The organism is Treponema denticola, from assembly GCF_024400535.1.
GTDB lineage: Bacteria > Spirochaetota > Spirochaetia > Treponematales > Treponemataceae > Treponema_B > Treponema_B denticola_C.
This window is the reverse complement of the sequence record NZ_CP038800.1, coordinates 1,527,993-1,546,326: the sequence shown is the minus strand read 5'-3', so window position 1 is coordinate 1,546,326 and position 18,334 is coordinate 1,527,993. Positions and strand designations below refer to the sequence as shown.

General features: G+C 37.0%; 18 protein-coding genes. 9 read left to right on the top strand and 9 right to left on the bottom strand.

Annotated elements, in window-relative coordinates; translation table 11 throughout:
• The first annotated feature begins 6 nt into the window (after positions 1-6).
• Genes E4N78_RS07260 through rpiA form a run of 3 tightly spaced genes read left to right on the top strand, consistent with a single transcriptional unit; the run spans position 7 to position 3,043 of the window.
• Positions 7-840, top strand: coding sequence for an SPOR domain-containing protein (locus E4N78_RS07260; RefSeq protein ID WP_255809910.1), 834 nt, complete (start codon positions 7-9; stop codon positions 838-840).
• A 2-nt stretch (positions 841-842) separates the two neighbouring features.
• Positions 843-2,324, top strand: a complete 1,482-nt coding sequence (locus E4N78_RS07255; protein ID WP_255809909.1) for a type I 3-dehydroquinate dehydratase — start codon at positions 843-845, stop codon at positions 2,322-2,324.
• Positions 2,324-3,043, top strand: a complete 720-nt coding sequence (rpiA, locus tag E4N78_RS07250) for a ribose-5-phosphate isomerase RpiA (protein ID WP_255809908.1) — start codon at positions 2,324-2,326, stop codon at positions 3,041-3,043. The genes E4N78_RS07255 and rpiA overlap by 1 nt, the downstream gene beginning before the upstream one ends.
• 118 nt (positions 3,044-3,161) lie before the next feature.
• On the opposite strand, the gene E4N78_RS07245 is transcribed toward rpiA, so the two are convergent.
• From E4N78_RS07245 to def, 4 genes are all read right to left on the bottom strand, one after another.
• Positions 3,162-3,878, bottom strand: coding sequence for a hypothetical protein (locus E4N78_RS07245; RefSeq protein ID WP_255809907.1), 717 nt, complete (start codon positions 3,876-3,878; stop codon positions 3,162-3,164).
• A gap of 71 nt (positions 3,879-3,949) precedes the next feature.
• The gene (locus E4N78_RS07240) at positions 3,950-4,942 is read right to left on the bottom strand and encodes a PASTA domain-containing protein (RefSeq protein WP_255809906.1); all 993 of its coding nucleotides are present in this window, start codon (positions 4,940-4,942) and stop codon (positions 3,950-3,952) included.
• A gap of 26 nt (positions 4,943-4,968) precedes the next feature.
• Positions 4,969-5,937, bottom strand: a complete 969-nt coding sequence (gene fmt / locus E4N78_RS07235; protein WP_255809905.1) for a methionyl-tRNA formyltransferase — start codon at positions 5,935-5,937, stop codon at positions 4,969-4,971.
• Positions 5,934-6,443: a peptide deformylase gene (gene def / locus E4N78_RS07230; RefSeq protein ID WP_255809904.1), complete on the bottom strand. Its 510-nt coding sequence runs from the start codon at positions 6,441-6,443 to the stop codon at positions 5,934-5,936. The genes fmt and def overlap by 4 nt, the downstream gene beginning before the upstream one ends.
• Before the next feature lie 198 nt (positions 6,444-6,641).
• On the opposite strand from def, the gene E4N78_RS07225 reads away from it, so the two are divergent.
• The 5 genes from E4N78_RS07225 (at position 6,642) to E4N78_RS07205 (ending at position 11,494) form a co-directional block, all read left to right on the top strand.
• On the top strand, positions 6,642-7,070 hold the full coding sequence (locus E4N78_RS07225) for a DUF2141 domain-containing protein (RefSeq protein ID WP_255809903.1): 429 nt from the start codon (positions 6,642-6,644) through the stop codon (positions 7,068-7,070).
• A gap of 65 nt (positions 7,071-7,135) precedes the next feature.
• Complete coding sequence (gene dnaB / locus E4N78_RS07220; RefSeq protein WP_255809902.1) at positions 7,136-8,425, top strand: replicative DNA helicase; 1,290 nt, start codon at positions 7,136-7,138, stop codon at positions 8,423-8,425.
• A 144-nt stretch (positions 8,426-8,569) separates the two neighbouring features.
• Positions 8,570-9,061 carry an OmpA family protein gene (locus tag E4N78_RS07215; RefSeq protein WP_255809901.1) on the top strand — a complete coding sequence of 164 codons (492 nt, stop codon included), beginning with the start codon at positions 8,570-8,572 and terminating at the stop codon, positions 9,059-9,061.
• Positions 9,062-9,098: 37 nt separating this feature from the next.
• Positions 9,099-10,148 carry an OmpL47-type beta-barrel domain-containing protein gene (locus E4N78_RS07210; protein WP_255809900.1) on the top strand — a complete coding sequence of 350 codons (1,050 nt, stop codon included), beginning with the start codon at positions 9,099-9,101 and terminating at the stop codon, positions 10,146-10,148.
• Positions 10,149-10,288: 140 nt separating this feature from the next.
• Positions 10,289-11,494 (top strand): transglutaminase domain-containing protein, encoded by a 1,206-nt coding sequence (locus tag E4N78_RS07205; protein WP_370644880.1) that lies wholly within the window; start codon positions 10,289-10,291, stop codon positions 11,492-11,494.
• 33 nt (positions 11,495-11,527) lie between these two features.
• Here E4N78_RS07205 and E4N78_RS07200 read toward each other — a convergent pair whose 3' ends face one another.
• Genes E4N78_RS07200 through E4N78_RS07180 form a run of 5 tightly spaced genes read right to left on the bottom strand, consistent with a single transcriptional unit; the run spans position 11,528 to position 17,333 of the window.
• The gene (locus tag E4N78_RS07200; RefSeq protein ID WP_255809898.1) at positions 11,528-13,984 is read right to left on the bottom strand and encodes an endonuclease MutS2; all 2,457 of its coding nucleotides are present in this window, start codon (positions 13,982-13,984) and stop codon (positions 11,528-11,530) included.
• Between the two features lie 18 nt (positions 13,985-14,002).
• Complete coding sequence (gene rsgA / locus E4N78_RS07195; RefSeq protein WP_255809897.1) at positions 14,003-14,950, bottom strand: ribosome small subunit-dependent GTPase A; 948 nt, start codon at positions 14,948-14,950, stop codon at positions 14,003-14,005.
• A gap of 1 nt (position 14,951) precedes the next feature.
• The gene (gene murI / locus E4N78_RS07190; protein WP_010697252.1) at positions 14,952-15,767 is read right to left on the bottom strand and encodes a glutamate racemase; all 816 of its coding nucleotides are present in this window, start codon (positions 15,765-15,767) and stop codon (positions 14,952-14,954) included.
• 27 nt (positions 15,768-15,794) lie between these two features.
• Entirely contained in the window at positions 15,795-16,691 is an 897-nt protein-coding gene (miaA, locus tag E4N78_RS07185) for a tRNA (adenosine(37)-N6)-dimethylallyltransferase MiaA (RefSeq protein ID WP_255809896.1), read from the bottom strand.
• A 12-nt stretch (positions 16,692-16,703) separates the two neighbouring features.
• Positions 16,704-17,333: a hypothetical protein gene (locus E4N78_RS07180; protein ID WP_255809895.1), complete on the bottom strand. Its 630-nt coding sequence runs from the start codon at positions 17,331-17,333 to the stop codon at positions 16,704-16,706.
• A 94-nt stretch (positions 17,334-17,427) separates the two neighbouring features.
• Here E4N78_RS07180 and E4N78_RS07175 point away from each other — a divergent pair, with 94 nt between their 5' ends.
• On the top strand, positions 17,428-18,282 hold the full coding sequence (locus tag E4N78_RS07175) for a hypothetical protein (RefSeq protein ID WP_255809894.1): 855 nt from the start codon (positions 17,428-17,430) through the stop codon (positions 18,280-18,282).
• Positions 18,283-18,334: the final 52 nt, after the last annotated feature.

Sequence of the window (18,334 nt, the reverse complement as noted above, 5' to 3'; positions counted from 1 at the left end):
TGATTTATGGAACAGAAAAAAATTTTATGGATAGTATTTTTTATTTCGTTGTTTGCTTTAATTATATTCGGTGTAGGTTTATATCTATATGCTCCATTCCGTAATAAAAGCACCATGACTGCGGCACAAATATCCGATTTAGGCAAAATAGAAGCAGACAAAACGGATACAAGCGTTGATCCTCTTCAATGGACACGAAATCCAGACTCAATTCCTCCGCTTGAATCCGAGTCCCCTACCCTTGTAAATATTGCAAACAATATAACCGTTGTAAACGGTGAGGGCCAAACCGGAACGACAGAAACCTCAATAAATGTAAGCGATTTAACGAATACTCAAAAAGATGAAAAAACGGCAAGTTTACCGGAAAATCTTGCTGCAAATTTAAACACAAACCAAGAAAGCGAGAAAAGAACGTCCGATACCGAAACACAAACTCCTCCTCCTGCAAAAACTGCTAATCAAAATACGGGCGTAGCTTCAGTAAAAGGTGTAAGCTCAAATACGGTTCAAAAACCTAAAACTGAAAATAAGGCTCCTCAAAAAACGGAAAAACCTGCTGTAAAAACAAGCCCTGCTCAAAAAACGGTTTCCACACTGTACTGGGTTCAAACAGCTTCTTTGACAAGCCGCTTAAATGCAGAGGCAGCAAGAGATACCCTCACCTCAAAACACATGAAGGCGGAAATCTTTACCAAAGAAACAGCAACGGGTCTTACCCACCGAGTCAGAGTCGGTCCATTTAAAAACAAAACCGAGGCCGAATATTGGCTTAAAAAAATAAAAGAAATTAAGGGCTTTGAAGGAAGTTATGTAACCCAAGACCGAAAAAAAAGCTGATTATGTCTACAAAGGTCTGTCTTGTTTTAACCGAAAAAACAATAGAAAAAAATCTTTCCGCACTGGAAAAGTATAAGAAATTTATAGATCTTGCAGAGCTTCGCGTAGATTATCTTAATCAAAGCGAGATTCTCTATTTAAGAAATTTCCCTGAACGGGCCGGAATCCCATGTATCTTAACCGTCAGGAGAAAATCTGACGGCGGAAACTTTACGGGGGGAGAAGGTGCAAGGATGACAATCTTTGCACGAGGCCTGGCCTATGCAAGCTCCGACCCGATAAAAAATTTTGCTTATATCGATTTGGAAAGCGACTTTGAGTCATCGGGAATCGAAGAAGCGGCAAGAACCTTTGATATTAAAATAATAAGAAGCCTTCACAGTAAGCTTCCGGTAAAAAATATTGTAAAAACCATAGAAGGCCTAATCCGTTTTGAAACCGACATTCCTAAATTGGCCTTTATTGCAAATTCCATAAACGATGTTTCAGAACTTTTTAAAGCTTCAAAACGGATAAAAAATGAACTGTATATCTTATCGGTTATGGGCACCTACGGTTTAAGCTCCCGTATTTTATCAAAGCAATTAAATTCCCAAATTGTTTATACATTTACTCCGGAATATATAAAGAAAAATAAACTTGAAAAAGAACTCATAGATCCTGAAACTTTAGAAAACTTATATGGCTTTTCAAAAATTAATAACCAGACAAATATCTATGGAATTATAGGCAATGATGTAAACACAAGTTTAAGTCCTGCAATTCACAATAAAGGTTTTAAAAGAAAAGGTATTAATTCGGTTTATATTCCCATATCGGCAGTCTCATCAAAAGAGGCCTTGGATTTTGCAAATCTTCTCAATATAAAAGGTCTTTCGGTTACGGCCCCTTTTAAAAGTGAGATTATACCTCAAATAAATTCCTTATCCGAAGCCTCTAAATTTATCGGAGCCGTAAATACTCTGATAAACGAAAACAAAAAATGGTTCGGCTATAATACCGATGTTGAAGGTTTTCAACAATCTTTAATGGAATTTTTAAATGAAAAAGATTTACACTCTTATAAGGTTGCAATTATCGGAGCCGGAGGAGCAGCTAGAGCTGTTGCAGAAGTAATAAGCTCTCTCCATGGAAAAGCCTGTATCTTTAACCGTACGGCCGAAAAAGCTAAAAACATAGCCGAAAAATATAAATTTAAGTGGGCTCTATTGGATCCTATAAATATAAAACAGCTTCATGCTTTTTCGGAACTTATAATTCAAACAACAAATGCAGGCATGGAGCCTAACATAGATATCGACCCTCTTAATTTTTATACATTTACAGGAAAAGAGAAAGTATTTGACTTAATCTATAGACCTGAAACCACTAAGCTATTAAAAAGAGCAAGAGCTGCAGGATGTCAAGTTTGTAACGGCTATAAGATGCTGGAATATCAAGCCTATCATCAGTTTAAAGCTTTTGCAGGAAAGGAGTATTTATAATGGACATGTCAGAACTTAAAAAAAAGATTGCCTATCATGCAATCGACACTCTTTTTTCCGAAGGGAAAATTTTTGACGGAATGAAGATAGGACTCGGCACAGGCTCGACGGCAATGCCGGCTGTACACCATCTCGCCCAATTATTGTCGTCAGGTAAGTTAAAAAAAGTATATGCCGTACCTACAAGTTTTCAAACCTCTATTGAGTGTGAAAAACTAGGTGTTCCTATTTATTCTTTAAGCTCCCAGAAAATCGGCGGAAGCTTAGATCTTGCCATAGACGGAGCAGACGAAATCGATCCCGATAAAAACCTAATCAAGGGAGGAGGCGCCGCCCTCCTCAGAGAAAAAATAATAGCATATAACTCAAAAGAATTTGTCGTCATTGCCGATGAAAGAAAAAAAGTTAAATCTATGGGAAAAGGCTTTGCCCTTCCGATAGAAATTATACCTGAAGCACTCTTAAGCATTTCAAAAACCCTTGAAGCTCAAGGCATCGAAGTAGTTCTGCGTGAAGGCATAAAAAAAATGGGGCCTGTTGTTACCGACAACGGAAACTTTATCATTGATATAAGATGGCCTGAAACCGCCGATGTAGATCCCAAGGCCTTGGAAGAAAGTTTAAACAAGATTACCGGTGTAGTAGAAAATGGTTTCTTTACAAAAAATACTCCAAGGGTTTTTATCGTATACCAAGATGGAAATATAGAAGATATATAGCAAGTCTTTATAATAATTATATTATAAAATTACCCCGCAAGAGCGCAAAGAATAATTGATTAAAAAACATCCTAAAAAAATCTTTGTGCTCTTCTTAACCTTTGCGGTTTATTTTATGTTAAAAACCGTCATAGTTTACCTTATCTTTTTCCGTATTTTCTTTGCGTCCGCTTTCAGTTTTATTTGAGGGCTCAAAACGGTCAAAATCTTTTTGCATATCTTCTACAATTTTAACAAGATTATCTTGTTTTAAAAGCTCTATAAAATTTTCGCACTGAGCAGGAGAAAATGCCAATCTTAAAGCCGGACAGCTTGCATCATCCTTTTCCCCTATAGCCTTTGTTGTTGCATTACCTAATATAAAATAAGGTTTATTTTCCGATAGTAATTGATATTCTGCCCTTAATGTCGGTTCAGCCTCATGTGCACCTCCGACAAAAAGGCCCCAAGACATAAATATCTTTGTCTTCCCGAAAAAAGCTTGTTTTTTTGCGTTAGCAGCACTCAAATTTTTATCATTATAAGAAGATATATAAGTTTCCATTGCCTTAATCAATATTTCTCTATCTGTTTGATCCAAAAATATTTCAACCTTATCAATCATAAATTTATGCTGAATCGATACAATATTTGTACGGGGGAAAAAAGTAAATTTAAATTCGGTAGGTTTTATCTCTTCCTTAATTCTTTTAACGGAACCTCCAATAAGAGTTCCCAACTCTACAGGAGAAAAGTCGCCTAAAAAATTAGGATCATTTTTGGGCACTGTTTTACATGAACCCCAAAAAACTAAAAACATAACTGCACTTAAAATAATTAAAAATTTTCTATTCATTCTATATCTCCATAATTTATTTTATAAAACACAAACTCTAAACAATATGAGTTCTATCCTAGTTACAAAACCTATTGTTTTACTTCAAACATTTGAACCTGTTTGTCTAATACGGTAAGAACAAGAACCGTTCCTTGGGGAAGTCCGTAAGGAATATCGCATTTTCCTCCCTGATGGTTAAAACTTATAAGTTCAGTTCTTTTTCCGTCAGGATATACGGCATCTACGACAACTTTTACAGGATAAGGATATTTGGGTAGAATAGGCGAATAAACACCATAGATTACTTTTTCGGTAGATTCGGGGAATTGCATACCTAATTCAACTTGAGAGTAAGCATCTACAGAGGAATCAGCCGGTTCACTTTGACTTATAACAACAGGGCTATCTATAGAAGAGTTAACCTCGGCTTTTATTTTAAAAGAAAGCTTGTTTTGAGCTATTGCAGAATAAATATCGTTAAGCTTAAAGTCTTCCATATTGGGAACGGACACTTTTTCGTTTTCAGGTCCCTTGCTCACTATGAATTCTATTAAAATTTCTTCCGAAATCTGAGTATCGGGAGAAGGATTTTGCTCTAAAATCGTACCGGCAGGAATTGAACTTGCTTTATACATAACCGGTTCTTTTATGGAAATCAGCTGTTTTCGTCCTGCAGTAAAAAGAGAAGCAAAATGCTGTTGTACCTCCGATAAGGTTTTACCCACATAATTTTCTACCCTGTCAAGAACGGCTCCGCTGCTTACCACGATATTTATTCGTTTACCGGCTTTAACAATAGTTCCTGCAGGAGGACTTTGCTCTAAAACTTTTCCTGCATCTTCGGGATTATCTGAAAATCTTAATTGAAGACGGGGATAGAGTTCTTTGACCTGAAGTTTAAGAACGGCATCTTCAAATTTTTCACCTTCAATATTAGGAACCAAAACTTGATCGGCTGTTTTTACCGACATAAAAAACACTATTGTAGAAATAAGAACAAAAAACAAAAGCATTACCAAAGAGGTAATAACTATTAGTTTTCCGTTACCCTCTATACTGTCTGAAATATTATCAAGTCCCATTTATTATACCATCCATATTTTAAAATTTATGTTTCAAAACAGCCTTCCAAAAAATTAGGAGAGCCGTTTAAAAAATCTTTCCATCCAAGCTTTTTTTTAGCTTGTTTTTGCAATACCGAAACAGCGAGTATTCCATTCCCTGTTTGAATTAAAATACCGCATTTTTTATCGGTACCCAGTATTGTACCAAATTTTTTATTTTTTGTCATTTCATTTGAAGAATCTTCATATAAATCAGCTTCAATTATGTTTATTTTTTCGTTATTTTTAAAGGTAAAGCAGCCAGGCCATGGGGTAAAAGCCCTTATCTTTCTTTCTATTTCTTCAGCCGGTTTTGACCAATCTATAAGCCCGTCTTCTTTTTTTAGCATGGAGCAATAAAGAGCACTTGCCTCTTCCTGAGGTCTTGCCTGCTTTAATTTATTTTCAAAATCAGAAAGGACTTCACGCAAAAGCGGGCAACACTTATCGGCACAATCGGCTAAAAGGCTTTCCGTTGTTTCGGAATTATTTAAAGGAATTTCAAGCTGCCCCAAAATATTTCCCGAATCCGTTTTTTGAGCAAGGGTCTGAATCGTAATTCCGGTAAGCTTATCGCCTGCCAATATGGCCGCAGGCACCGGAGCACAGCCCCTCCACCTTGGTAAAAGAGAGGGATGAATATTTATTCCGCCCAAAGGGAAAAGCCCCATAGTCTTAGGCCCGAAAATTTTGCCGTAGGCAAAACAAACCAAAAGATCGGGTTTTAAGGCCTCAAGTTCTTTTCTAAAATTATCATCAAGTTTTTGAGGCGTCAAAACAGGAAAATCTTCCGGCAGAACCCCTTCCTTTATAAGCTCCTTTACTGCAAGAGCTGCATCGGAATCCTGCATCTTTTTGTTCCGCCCTGCAGGAGCCGGAGGATTAGTCAAGACCCCGCAAAGGTCAAATTCGCGAGCTATCAGGTTTAAGGCCGGTACGGCACAGGAGGGGGTTCCCGCAAAAAGAATTCTCATCTCAGGCGGATCCTCTTCTTTGAAAAAAGAGCCTTTTTATGCTCAAACCTTTCGATAGCCTCGGCCTTTTTTTCTTCACTTAAACGGTCGATAAAAAGAATTCCGTTTAAGTGGTCATTTTCATGCTGAATAACTCTTGCAAGAAGCCCTGAGGCCTCTATGGTTTTTATTTTGCCGTCAATGTTTAAAAACTGTACCTTTACGGCTGAAGGTCTCATAACTTCATCATAGACCTTAGGTATGCTCAAACAGCCCTCTTCCATTAAACACATTTCCTGAGAGGTTTCAATAATTTCAGGGTTTATAAAAACATATTTTTGTTCGTTTATAAATACGATAAAAAGCCTTATGTTTTCCCCTACTTGCGGAGCCGCCAAGCCTATACCGTTTTCTTTTTTTACGGTAACAAACATTTCGTCAATTAGGCTTTTGATATTTTCATCTATTTTTTCAACAGGTTTAGACACTTCCCTCAAAGTTTCCTCGCCTAAATATAATACTTTCATAGAGTATGATTATACAAAATAAGGGCTGCACCGTCAACTATGCGTTACGGAACATTCAGGGTAACCGCATCACAAAAAAGGCTGCTTTTATTTCCATATATGTTTACAAAAAAAAATAAGACTTAAACTTCCCTAATCCAAAATCATGGTAAAGATTTATATTGCTAATGCCGAATAGAAAAGTACGGGAGAAATCTGATGAAAAAATTTATTTTTATTTTTACAATTCTTTTTGCGGTTTTTACAAGCCTGTATTCGGAAGAAACAAAGCCGGAATTCGAGGTTACTCTTAATATTACCAACATCGAAACTATCGAAGGAAAGCTGTTTTTGAGTATTTACCAAGATGCACAATCTTTTAAGAAAAAGGAGCCTTTGAAGACGATCAGCGTTCAGGTAGACGGTAAGGATATGACAATAACGGAAAAACTTCCTCAGGGAGAATATGTTTTTTTTGTTTATCAAGACCTTAACGAAAACGATAAACTGGATAGAAACTTTTTAGGCATGCCTAAGGAACCTGTAGGATACGGCAACCATAAGGGCGGAAGGCCCGGGGGATTTAACAAGCTAAAAATAGAAATTAAAGAAAATAAAAGCGTCGATATTAAACTTTTTAAAATTTAAGTTTTCTTTAGGCTAGATTTTAATCTTACTATCTGTTAAAATGCCCTCGCTTGAGAGGGCTTTTAATGGATAGTGTAAAAAATTTAAAAAACAAGCTTCCGCCTCACAATATGGAAGCAGAAAAGGCTGTTTTAGGAGCTATTTTAATAGATCCTGATGTCTTTACCTTTATAAGACCGATCTTAGATGCGTCAGCTTTTTATTCTCCTCAGCACCAAAAAATATATAAGGCTATTGCAGAATTAGATACCCAGTCCCAAAAGGCAGATATTTTAATATTGACAGACTATCTTCGCTCGGCAAATGAATTGGATTCAGTCGGAGGGGCAAGCTATATAGCATCGCTTACGGATGAGGTTCCAAGCTCTGCAAACTACGAATTTTATGCAAAAATCGTGTTGGAAGCCGCTATAAGAAGAAATTTGTTAAAAGTTTCCAATAAAATTTCTGCAGATGTGTTTGATGACAGTATATCAAGCAGGACTGTCTTAGAAGAAGCTCAAAAAAGCATCTTTGACCTTACAGAAGCCGGAAATTCGGCGACCTTTAAGTCTCTTGCAGAAGTTATAATGCCGACACTGGAAGTTTTAGAGAAAATGCATGAACGCAAGGGAGAATATACGGGTGTCCCCTCAGGCTTTGCTAATTTAGACAATATGACCTACGGCTTTCAAAATTCCGAGTTTATTATCATAGGAGCGCGACCCTCTGTAGGAAAAACAGCCCTTGCAATGACTATAGCAGCTCATATCGCTATAGATGAAAAAATTCCGACAGCCTTTTTTTCTCTTGAAATGTCGGATATGCAGCTTGTTCAAAGATTGATTGCTTCAAGGTCTAAGATAAATTCAAATAGGATAAGATCTGCAAATTTAACTGCGAGGGATTTTAGCAAGGTTTCTGAAACTTGCGGAGCCCTTTATGAGGCCCCTTTTTATCTTGTAGATATGCCTAATATGAAGCTATTGGACTTAAGAGCAATCGCCCGCCAGCTTTGCAGCCCTCCATATAATGTAAAGATTATCTTCATAGACTATATTACGCTTATTACAGGAGAAAATGCTTCTATACCGCGGCATGAACAGATTGCAGAAATTTCCCGCTCCCTAAAGAGCCTGGCAAGAGAGCTGAATATTCCGGTGGTAGCCCTTTCTCAGTTGACCAGAGATGCGGAAGGTAAAAAACCCGGACTTGCCGATATAAGGGAGTCAGGTTCTTTAGAGCAGGACGCAGATGTTGTTATGTTTTTGCATCGTGAAAGGGAAGATACAAGCGGAGATGCTGCAAAACCCATTCCGACAGAGCTTATTTTAGCAAAACAGCGAAACGGCCCGATAGGTACTGTTTCTCTTTAATTTTTATCACAATATACGACATTTGTTGCGGAAGCAAAAGAACAGTGATTTATAAGGAAATTAGAGAAAACTTCAAAATTATCTTGACTATTAAAGGAAAAAACCGGATAATATATAGTAAGAATATTATTTAAGGAGGTTTCTTTGAAAAAAATAAGAGTATTACTTTTACTCTTGTCTGTTCTTTTTATGTTTTCATGTAAGTCTGCTCCAAAGCAGAAAGAAGAAAAGCCGGCTGAACCTGAAAAAACTCAAGAACAAGAAGTAGTAAAGGAAGAACCGGTCAAGAAAACGGATTCAAAAGATTACTATACAGTATATTTTGCACCGCAATCTTATCAAATCGATCAGTTCACTGCACAAAGCTTAAAAAAAATAGCTGAAGATCTTAAAGCTAAAAATGTTAAGAAAATCGTTATTTCAGGCCACAGTGCAAAACTGGACACGCAAAAGGATGAAGATCGTATTGCATTACAGCGGGCTATAGCTGTTGCAAACTATTTTCAAAAAATGAAATTGTTTGATGCGAACAGCATAGTTGTTGAGGGAAAAGGCGCTCGTGAACCGGCCGGATCCCATTCAGAAATTACTGACCGCTTCAAGAACAGAAGAGTAGAAATTCGCAGTGTCGAATAGACATTATGAAATTAAAAATCATTTTGGAGGTAAACTAATGATTAAAAAAATTTTTATTGCAACCGTATGTTCACTTTTATGTATTTCAGTCTGGGCACAGGCTCCTTCCATTGTAGGAACCGATTATGTGCGCCCTGCCATACATTACTCAAATGGTGAAACAAGCTATGTAAACAGCGATGTCTTTTTTAAACTTCGTTCAATGGATAAGGAAACAGGTCTTGACTTTGTAGAATTTGCATTGAATGGAGGAAACTTTATGAGATATAAGAATCCCTTCCAGCTTCTTGAAGAAGGAAAATACGATATCTCATATAGGGGTTTTGATAATAGCGGTAATTTGGAATTACCCAAAACTTTTTCTGTAATCGTTGACAATACCGCACCCGATACCATGATTAAGACAACAGAGCCTCTTTATAACGATGGAGCTATCCTTTATTGTTCATCAAATACAAAGTGGTATGTTTCTGCTGCTGATATTTTAGGCGGATCAGGTACAGCTGCCGGTTATATTGGAACGGATCTTAACTCTCTTAAAATGTCCGGAAACGGAAAAGAGTCGGAGCAAACTTATGTTTCTTTAGATGGAGAGGGACCTGTAAACCTTTATTACACTGCAATAGACAATGTAGGCAACCTTGCCCCCATTAAGATGCTTGCAGTTACAATTGATAAGACAGCTCCCGTTGTAAGTATTGCAAATTCCAACCGCCTTATCAATAAAGATGAAGAATATATGGTTTTCCCCAGTGATACCGTTGTAGATGAAGAAGGCAGAGTTATTGTTTCTACCAGCGAAACCGTTTCATTTGCTGCAAAAGACGAACTTTCAGGCGTTGATGCAATCTATATCAAGGTTAATGACGGTGAATATACCAAATATGTCGAGCCTGTACGCTTTACACAAAATGCAGTTTACAAAATTGAAGTTAAAGCTATCGATAATGTAGGTAATGTTTCTGAGCCTGTTATGTACACATTCTATGTAGATCAGATTACGCCTAATTCGGAGGTTGAAATAATCGATCGTTCAGGGAATCTTCTCCCAACCACAACCTCAGAAAACGCTAAAGATGCCCTATAAAAAAATAGAAGCATCACCCATTAATCGGCTTCCGATTTAATGGGTAGCGGTTTATTAATCTAAGGGCGCCAAGAAGCAAAGGATTTACAAAATCCGATAAAAATCTTGGTGCCCTTTATTGTAAATTTGCAGAGGTAAAGATGCAAGTTAAAAAGAAAAACATTTTACTATTTTTTTTGTTTCTAAGCTGTTTCTTTTTTTTAAGTGTTTCTCTTTCGGCGGAACAAATGTATTCCCCTTCATGGGGCTATGCACTCGACCTGCCTGAGGATTTTGTTTTAGCCAATCGAGAAGGAAATGAAAGATATCTTTTTCAGCATGCTATTCTGCCGGTTGATTTGCAAATTGCCTTATATGAAGAGCCCCAATTTAAGAGCATAAAAGAAGCGGCCGAACATGTTTTTAAACAGTTAAAAATGACTCATAAGGATGTTCCTTTTATATGGAGAAATAAGGAAGCTCTTTTATCGTCGGTATCTTTTTTATATTCGCCTTCCGAAAAATATAAACCTAAGGAGCTTTCAGGCTGGGTTTTAAGCCTTGAGCTGCCCAATAAAACAGGCTGGCTGGTTCTTCTGACCTATACCGACAAGGATAAGGCAAAGGAATGCGAGAACCTCATGATTTCTTCTCTTGACACGGTTTATACGGATACAATGTCTTATTTTGAGCCCGGGCCGGTTACAACAGCCCTCTATCCTAAAACAAAGGAAAAAACTATCGAGTATACTTTTAACAATAAAAACATATCCTTTACGATAGACGAATCCGATGCGGAAGCAAACAAGTCGGTAATTGACAGGGAATTTTCTGTTTTGACTATGTATTTAAATCATGATAATTTAATCGCAGCTTGGCAGCGTTTTTATAAGATAATTTTTAGGGATGCATGGAACCGCATAGCTCCTGCTTCCTTTGCCGTATATACTTCTCTCTTTGATGAAAACAATCAAAGCGAATTTGCCGAAAAAGCGGCAAAGGAACTACTTCTTTTAGTTCAAAATTTTAACTATGAAAGAGACAGAAAAGGAAGCGATTTTATGAATTTGCCTCAAGCCCTTACAGAAAAAAGAGGCGACTGCGACAGCAGGGCTCTTCTTATGGTGCTAATGTTAAAACAGATGAACATAGATGCCGTCCTTTTGGTTTCTCCGAATAAGTCCCATGCCATAGCCGCAGTAGACTGTTCGGGAAGCGGAACCTGTTTTACTCACAATGGAAAAACCTATCTAGGCTGTGAAACTACGGCCCATGTTCCTATAGGAGAAATAGCCGATGAAATAGCGGCTCCTGAAAATTGGTTCCCCGTAGATTTTTACGTAATAGAAAATTTTGAATCAAATTAGCTTACGTTAGACTTCGTTAGCCGCAGCATGGACTTAGCCGAGGCTTACTATAGTCTTTCCCGAACCGCCTTCTTCCGGCTTTGCAAAGCGGAAAGCCTTTACATAGGGACTTCGTTTTAAAAAATCGTGAGATAATTCTTGAAGAATTCCATGCCCCTTTCCATGAATAATGGCAAATTCGGTAATACCGTGTACTAAGGCAAGATCCATCTGATCCTGCAAGGCCTTTTGAGCTTCCTCAACCCTCATTCCTAAGAGGCGGAGCTCAAAAGAAGGACGGGAAGAAGGAGCACTTGTGTCGCTTATAATGCTGACAATGGGTTTGGAAAGCTTAAGCTTTTCCTGATTTTCGCAAGCTTCCATATCGTCCTCGGCAATAGTAAGTTTTAAGTTATCTACGGCAACGAGCCACTTTCCTTTTTTTTCTTCACGGATAAGCTCTCCGTTACGGTTGAGGCTTTTTATTATAACCCTTGTGCCTTCGCGGAGCTCAGGATTTTGAGGAGCCTTATTTTTTTCTTTTGAAGAATGAAGTCTTTCATCTATTTTTGTTTGTTCAAGTTTAAGTGCTTCATGTTCTTTGCCCAAGTCTTTTTCAAAATCGTCAATCCATTTTTTGACGCTTAAAGTTTTTTCTCGGCTTAGCTCTCCCTCTCTCAGTTCCCGTACAAGGTTTTCAAGGAATTTTCTTTTTTCTTCAAAAAAGAGATCGAGCCTTTTTATTCCGTCTTTTTTCAGCTCCAATTCTTTTTGTTTTAATTGAAGTTCTTTTAAATCGGAACGCCGCCTATCCTCTTTAAGTTTTAATTCTTCTTCTTTTTTTTGAAGCTCAAATTCGTTTAGGTCTTCATGTTTTTGAATAAGCCCCTTGATAAGATCGGAAACATCGGCCCTGTTATTTCCCAAATAGGTGTGAGCTTTTTCGATTATATGTTCCGGAAGACCGTTCCGCTTAGCTATGTCAACGGCATGGCTTTCTCCGGGAACGCCCATTAGTATCCGATAGGTGGGACTCAATGTGTTTTGGTTAAATTCGACCGAGGCATTTACACAGGAGTCCTTACTATAGCCGTAATTTTTTAAGGCACCATGATGGGTTGTAACAAAGACAAAGGCTTTTTTTTCTAAAAGATCATCGAGAACAGCCATTGCTATTGCACAGCCTTCTTGAGGATCCGTACCGCTTCCAAGCTCATCAAGAATTATAAGACTTTTATCCCCTGCCCTCCTTATAATTTCGGAAACATTTTTCATGTGAGCCGAAAATGTAGAAAGGGATTGATCCATAGACTGCTCATCGCCTATGTCGCAGGCTATAAAATCAAAGTAAGGAAGACGGGTCAAAGAGCCTGCAGGAACGGGCCAGCCTGTTTGGTTTATCAAAGCAAAGAGAGCTGCCGTTTTTAAGCTTACGGTTTTTCCTCCGGTATTCGGGCCCGTTATAATAAGCACTCTATCATCTTTAGATAATTTTAGGTCTATAGGAACTGCCGATTTTCCAAGAAGGGGATGCCGGGCTTTATGAAGATAAAAAGCAAGAGGAGAGCCTTTTGAATCAGGGCTGCCGTCCTTGTCTATTGAGTGCCTTAAACTTAAATCTATACTGCCTGCAAAGACACAATTATTGGAATGAGCCCATCTGGAAGCGGCGGCAACACAATCCAATTTTGTGATTGTCTCACAGGCCTCTTTTATGTTTTCGGTATGCTCTGCAATTTGGGAAGTCAAGTCCTGCAATAGCCTTAAAAGCTCACGCTCGTATTCGCCATGAGCGGCGATAAGGTCATTATTCTTTAAAACTATTTCTTCCGGTTCAAGATAAAATGTTTGTCCCGATTGAGAATACTCATGAATTATACCCGGAATTCTTCCTTTAAAATTTGATCTTACGGCTATAACCTGTCTTCCGTCTTTGACCGTAGGAAGATTGGATTGAAGCATTTGACGGGTTGCATCATTTGTAAAATAATTCCGCATAGTTTTATCTATGTCGTCCTCTATAGAGCGTATCTTGTTTTTTATTGCCCTCAAAGAAGGAAGGTCTTGCAATTCTCCGTTTTCATCTATAAAAGAAAATACAAGATTTTTTAGATGGAGCATATCGGGTATTTTTTTTACAAAGGAAACAATCGAGTTTTCATTTAGGTCTTCATTTTCTAAAAAAGGACTCAGCCATTCATGCAAAGAAAAAACGGACAAGGCTAAAAGCCCGACCGAATAAACGCCTTCAATATCAAGGGCAGCACCTTCAACTTCTATTCCTTCAAGAAAGGGAAGAACAGGGGGCCTGTACTTTATTGGAGGAGCCTTATATGCTCTTAAAAGACTTAAAAAATCAATCCCTAATTTTTTTTCTTCTTCTATTTTTTTAATATCCGTATCGGGATTCTTTTTTAAGCAAAATTCTTTTCCTTCATCAGTTACACAATAGGAGGCAATAATTTCTCTTATCCTCGAAAACTGTAAAACTTCCAGCGTATGCTCTGTCATATCTTACTCCTATGTAGATTAATACTTCTTTACCGTTTCTTGTAATTCTTTATGTATAAGCTCAAAACTCGTATACCTATCCTTATAAATATCCCCTTTTTGAAGGGCTTCCAAAAGGGCACAGCCTGGTTCATGGGTATGGGTGCAGGAAAGGCCGAATTTACATGAGCCTATGAGTTTTTCCATTTCGGGAAAATATAGGGCAGTATCCTCAGGCTCGATGCCGTAAATGGCAAAATGTCTAACACCCGGCGTATCAATTATGTTTATCGAATGTTCTTTTTCCTTTGAAGTAAGAGCCTTTATTTTAAAATACTCTCCTTGTGTTGTCGTGTGGGTGCCTCGGTCATACTTATCCGAAATTGCAGAAGTTTTTAAATTTAAATCGGGTGCGATAAAATTTAAGAGAGTGCTTTTACCTACTCCCGACTGTCCTACGAGGGCAGAAGTTTTAGCAGAGAGGCTTTCAATCAACTTATCCATTCCCCTGCCCTCCTTTGCCGATACTTCGATGGTTTTATAGCCCAATCTTTTCCAGTCCTCTATTCTATCTCTTAAATCAGCCGAGATTTTTAAATCACACTTATTTATAACAATTAAAACCTGAATCTTTTGAATCTCGGCTTGCACTAAAACCCTGTCTACAAAGCGGGGACGGAAGGGAGGATTAGCAGCAGAAACAACACAAACAAGCAGGTCGATATTTGCAGCTAAAAGCTGTGGCATATTAAGTTTTTGGTTTAAGCGTAAAAAAGAATTTTTTCTTTCTATCAAACCCGTTATTAAGCCTTCATCACCAGAATGAGTATCGGGCTCAATATTTACAAAATCTCCGGCAGCAAGAGGATTATAGTAAAGAGCAGAATCTTTTAGAACCTTCCCCTTAATGGAGCAGCTTCTGAATTTTCCGTCTTCACATTCAACATAAAAAATATTATTAGATCCTTTTAAAACCAATCCTTTCATTTTAGAAGTAACCTAAAGTCATATTAAAGAGTTCCGCATAAGCGGAATATTTTTTTGTACTCTCTTCAGTTTTTTCCGATGTGATATAAAAAATATCTTTTTGAATATTTTTTAATTTTTCATCCGTTTTTGATTTTTGAGGAGGAGATATTTTTAAGGCTTGATTTACAACCCCATCCAAAGAGTCCACAATCTTTATATCCGGTTCACACTCGGACTTAAACTCATCTCTTAGGTGGAGAAAATGAGTACAGCCTAGGACGGCAGTATCCGTTCCCGCCGATTTAAAAAACTCAACCGCAGGACGGATTCCGGCCTTCTTATCTTCCTTAGAACCTGACAATAATGTGTTCTCTATTTTAGAAACCAAAACGGAATCTGCACGCATAAAAAATTTACAATCGGCCCCGAATTCCTCAATAAGATTTTGAACATAGATATCGTTTACCGTTCTTTCGGTTGCAAGGACGGCAATTTTTTTATTTTTACTTGTTAAGGCCGCAGGCTTTATCGCAGGAACGGTGCCCACAAAGGGTATCTCGAATTTTTTACGCAAATGTGAAAGAGCCGAAACCGTCATCGTATTACAGGCTATTATTATAACGGAGGGTTTAAGTTTTTCGATTATTTTTTTTACAAGGTCTTCGGTAAATTCTATTACCTCTTCGAGTGTTTTTTCTCCATAAGGAAAATGTTTTGTGTCTGCGACATAGGCACAGGAACTTTGAGGCTCCAATTCTTTTAAATGCCTTAAATAAGGCAGCCCCCCTATGCCTGAGTCTATAAAAACATATTGAACATTTTGTTTTAAAGTCAAATTTCCCTCCAACACTATATTAAAAACTCACTTCAATAACCAGTTTATTTTTACCCCGTTTTTTTCCATACGGCGGAACCAAGTTTCCTGCCGTTTCGCAAACTGGCAAATGGCACGGTAAAGAGAATCAATGTACTCTTCCCTAGATTTTATTTTGCCTTGAAGATATTGGGCCGTAAATTTATATTCAAGCCCCAAACTTTCAAGCCTTTCCCAAGAAAAGCCCTCCTTGTGAAGGCTCTCGGCTTCTTCTATCATTCCGTCTTTTATGCGCTCTAAGAGTCTAAGCCTTATTCTTGCCCTTAAAATTTCCCGCGGGTATTTAAGGCCTATTATAAGGGGGCGGATATCGGGGCGGTTAGCGTTTAAGATTTCGGCAGCATCGGGATGGGCCTTTTTATATTCCGCAATTTCAATAGCCCGCATAAGCCTATCAATATTTTCAAGGTCGGTCTTATTATGCATCGGAACATTGTATTCAAAAAAGACCTTTTGCAGTTCCGTCAAATCCTTATCGGTCAAAGAAGCCCTCAATTCTTCATTTTTTGGAACAGGAATGAGTTCATATTCCCTTATAAGAGCATCAAGATAAAGTCCCGTTCCTCCCGCAAAAATGGGAAACTTTTTTCTCCTCTTTATATCTTCAAAAGCCTTGTAAGCATCATTTTGAAAATCAAAAACATTGTACTCCCTTTCCAAGGTGCAAATATCAATTAGGTGATGGGGCACATCGCCGTACTCGTCTAAGTCTTTTCCGGTACCTAGGTCAAGGCCCTTATAAACCTGCCTTGAATCCGCAGAAATGATTTCTCCGCCAAGCTCTTTTGCAAGGTCTACGGCATAGGATGTTTTTCCCGTCGCTGTAGCTCCCAGCACAACAACCGAATTATGTTTATCCGATAAAGACAAAAAATCGAGATTCATAAAATCAAAAACTTATAACCTATTCCGTATAATGTTTAAACTTATTCCTAAAAGCAATATACCTGATGAAATAAAAACATGCATAGACGAAGACTGAGACAAGTACCTCAATGCAAGAGCATAAGAGCCTAAAAAAATGAATACGATAAAAGAAATAAAAGAAATAAAATAAACAATAAAATCGGAAGCAATGGTTAAGTTAGATGCTAAAATATAATATACAAAATCAAAAATAAGTATTGAGCCGGAAATTATAAGAATAAAAAGAATCAGCTCACCTGAGTCGGGAATACTAATATTTCTATAGAATAAATATGCAAATACTGAGCTAAAAACACCAAAAAGAGCCGAAAAACTGTTATTTAGAATATTTTCAGAAAGCGAAAAAGATACTAAAAATAAAAAAGTCAATCCGAAAAAAGCATTTAAGAAAAAGTATTGAAAGAAAAAGCGCCATAAATGAGCCCCTATAGATGCTGAAATCTGCAAACCCGAAAATGGAAATAATGAAACTATTATTAAAGAAACGATCCCGCCAACAAGCCCGAATAAAAAAGCTGTAAATTTTCCATTCCCTTCCTTTGAAAACGAAACATAGAGTAAAAAAAGCAATGGTAAGACTAAAATTAAAACAAAGTTCATAAGGGGTATTTTATCACAAAAAACTCAATATATCAAGTAATTTTTGAATAATTGCTCTTTACAAATATATTTTTTAAATGTATACTACTTCAGTATGACAATTGCAGGACGAAATAGAGCTAGGCTTGTAGCCATATCGATTATAGGTTTAATTCTCATAACGGCAATAATCTCGATGGTAGGGATTCTTATTTCAGGAAATCTTGATAATTATTCGGAATCGGAAGCAAATTCCCTTTTGGGAGCAGCTTCATCTTTTAATAAATTTATATTAAAACTTTCCTTAGGACAGTATAATAGCTTTGCCGTATTGATAAGTATATTTTTATTTCCGGTCTTATCTTTATCATTTTTCCTTTTTGTATATTTTACATTTAAAAAAACTCATGCAATGGAGATTTCATTTTTTGCTATGTTTATTTTTTGTATGAGTTTTGAAAGTATAAGACTTATTTTTCCGTTATATAATTTTTCAAATATAGTGCTTGAAACAATTGCCAATCTTTCACGTTTAGTATATTTTTTCCGATTATCAGGCATTATGTCCCTTTTTATGGCAGGTATTTTTGCAAATAAGGTAATAACAAGAAAAATAATGTCCGTATTCTTTTTTATCTTTTTTATATCTTTTTTAATATGCCTATCCATGCCGATAAATAATTTTTACATAAATCGATATTTTATTTCGGATATAAAAGCCGGCCATTCTTATATTTACTTGTTTTTAACAGCTGCAATCCTAGCATGTGTCAACTATTTTTTTGTATATCTTACAAAAAATATAAAAGAATATCTGTTTGCAGCTATATCTCTTATGGGGACATTAATCGGATATTTTATCTTACTTTATAACTCCTCTTATTTATTGCTAAGTATCGGGTTTACAATATTTATTTTAAGTACGATATTTTTTATAAAAAATGTTCATAATTACCATCTATGGCAATAACCGCTTATAGCAAAAATGGTACTTGATTTTTCGCCTATTATGATGTATGCTT

What these genes read in the sequence shown, in the direction of transcription:
- E4N78_RS07260 (WP_255809910.1), top strand. Translation starts at nt 7, where the DNA reads ATGGAACAGAAAAAAATTTTATGGATAGTATTTTTTATTTCGTTGTTT.
- E4N78_RS07255 (WP_255809909.1), top strand. Translation starts at nt 843, where the DNA reads ATGTCTACAAAGGTCTGTCTTGTTTTAACCGAAAAAACAATAGAAAAA.
- rpiA (WP_255809908.1), top strand. Translation starts at nt 2,324, where the DNA reads ATGGACATGTCAGAACTTAAAAAAAAGATTGCCTATCATGCAATCGAC.
- E4N78_RS07245 (WP_255809907.1), bottom strand. Translation starts at nt 3,878, where the DNA reads ATGAATAGAAAATTTTTAATTATTTTAAGTGCAGTTATGTTTTTAGTT.
- E4N78_RS07240 (WP_255809906.1), bottom strand. Translation starts at nt 4,942, where the DNA reads ATGGGACTTGATAATATTTCAGACAGTATAGAGGGTAACGGAAAACTA.
- fmt (WP_255809905.1), bottom strand. Translation starts at nt 5,937, where the DNA reads ATGAGAATTCTTTTTGCGGGAACCCCCTCCTGTGCCGTACCGGCCTTA.
- def (WP_255809904.1), bottom strand. Translation starts at nt 6,443, where the DNA reads ATGAAAGTATTATATTTAGGCGAGGAAACTTTGAGGGAAGTGTCTAAA.
- E4N78_RS07225 (WP_255809903.1), top strand. Translation starts at nt 6,642, where the DNA reads ATGAAAAAATTTATTTTTATTTTTACAATTCTTTTTGCGGTTTTTACA.
- dnaB (WP_255809902.1), top strand. Translation starts at nt 7,136, where the DNA reads ATGGATAGTGTAAAAAATTTAAAAAACAAGCTTCCGCCTCACAATATG.
- E4N78_RS07210 (WP_255809900.1), top strand. Translation starts at nt 9,099, where the DNA reads ATGATTAAAAAAATTTTTATTGCAACCGTATGTTCACTTTTATGTATT.
- E4N78_RS07205 (WP_370644880.1), top strand. Translation starts at nt 10,289, where the DNA reads ATGCAAGTTAAAAAGAAAAACATTTTACTATTTTTTTTGTTTCTAAGC.
- E4N78_RS07200 (WP_255809898.1), bottom strand. Translation starts at nt 13,984, where the DNA reads ATGACAGAGCATACGCTGGAAGTTTTACAGTTTTCGAGGATAAGAGAA.
- rsgA (WP_255809897.1), bottom strand. Translation starts at nt 14,950, where the DNA reads ATGAAAGGATTGGTTTTAAAAGGATCTAATAATATTTTTTATGTTGAA.
- miaA (WP_255809896.1), bottom strand. Translation starts at nt 16,691, where the DNA reads ATGAATCTCGATTTTTTGTCTTTATCGGATAAACATAATTCGGTTGTT.
- E4N78_RS07180 (WP_255809895.1), bottom strand. Translation starts at nt 17,333, where the DNA reads ATGAACTTTGTTTTAATTTTAGTCTTACCATTGCTTTTTTTACTCTAT.
- E4N78_RS07175 (WP_255809894.1), top strand. Translation starts at nt 17,428, where the DNA reads ATGACAATTGCAGGACGAAATAGAGCTAGGCTTGTAGCCATATCGATT.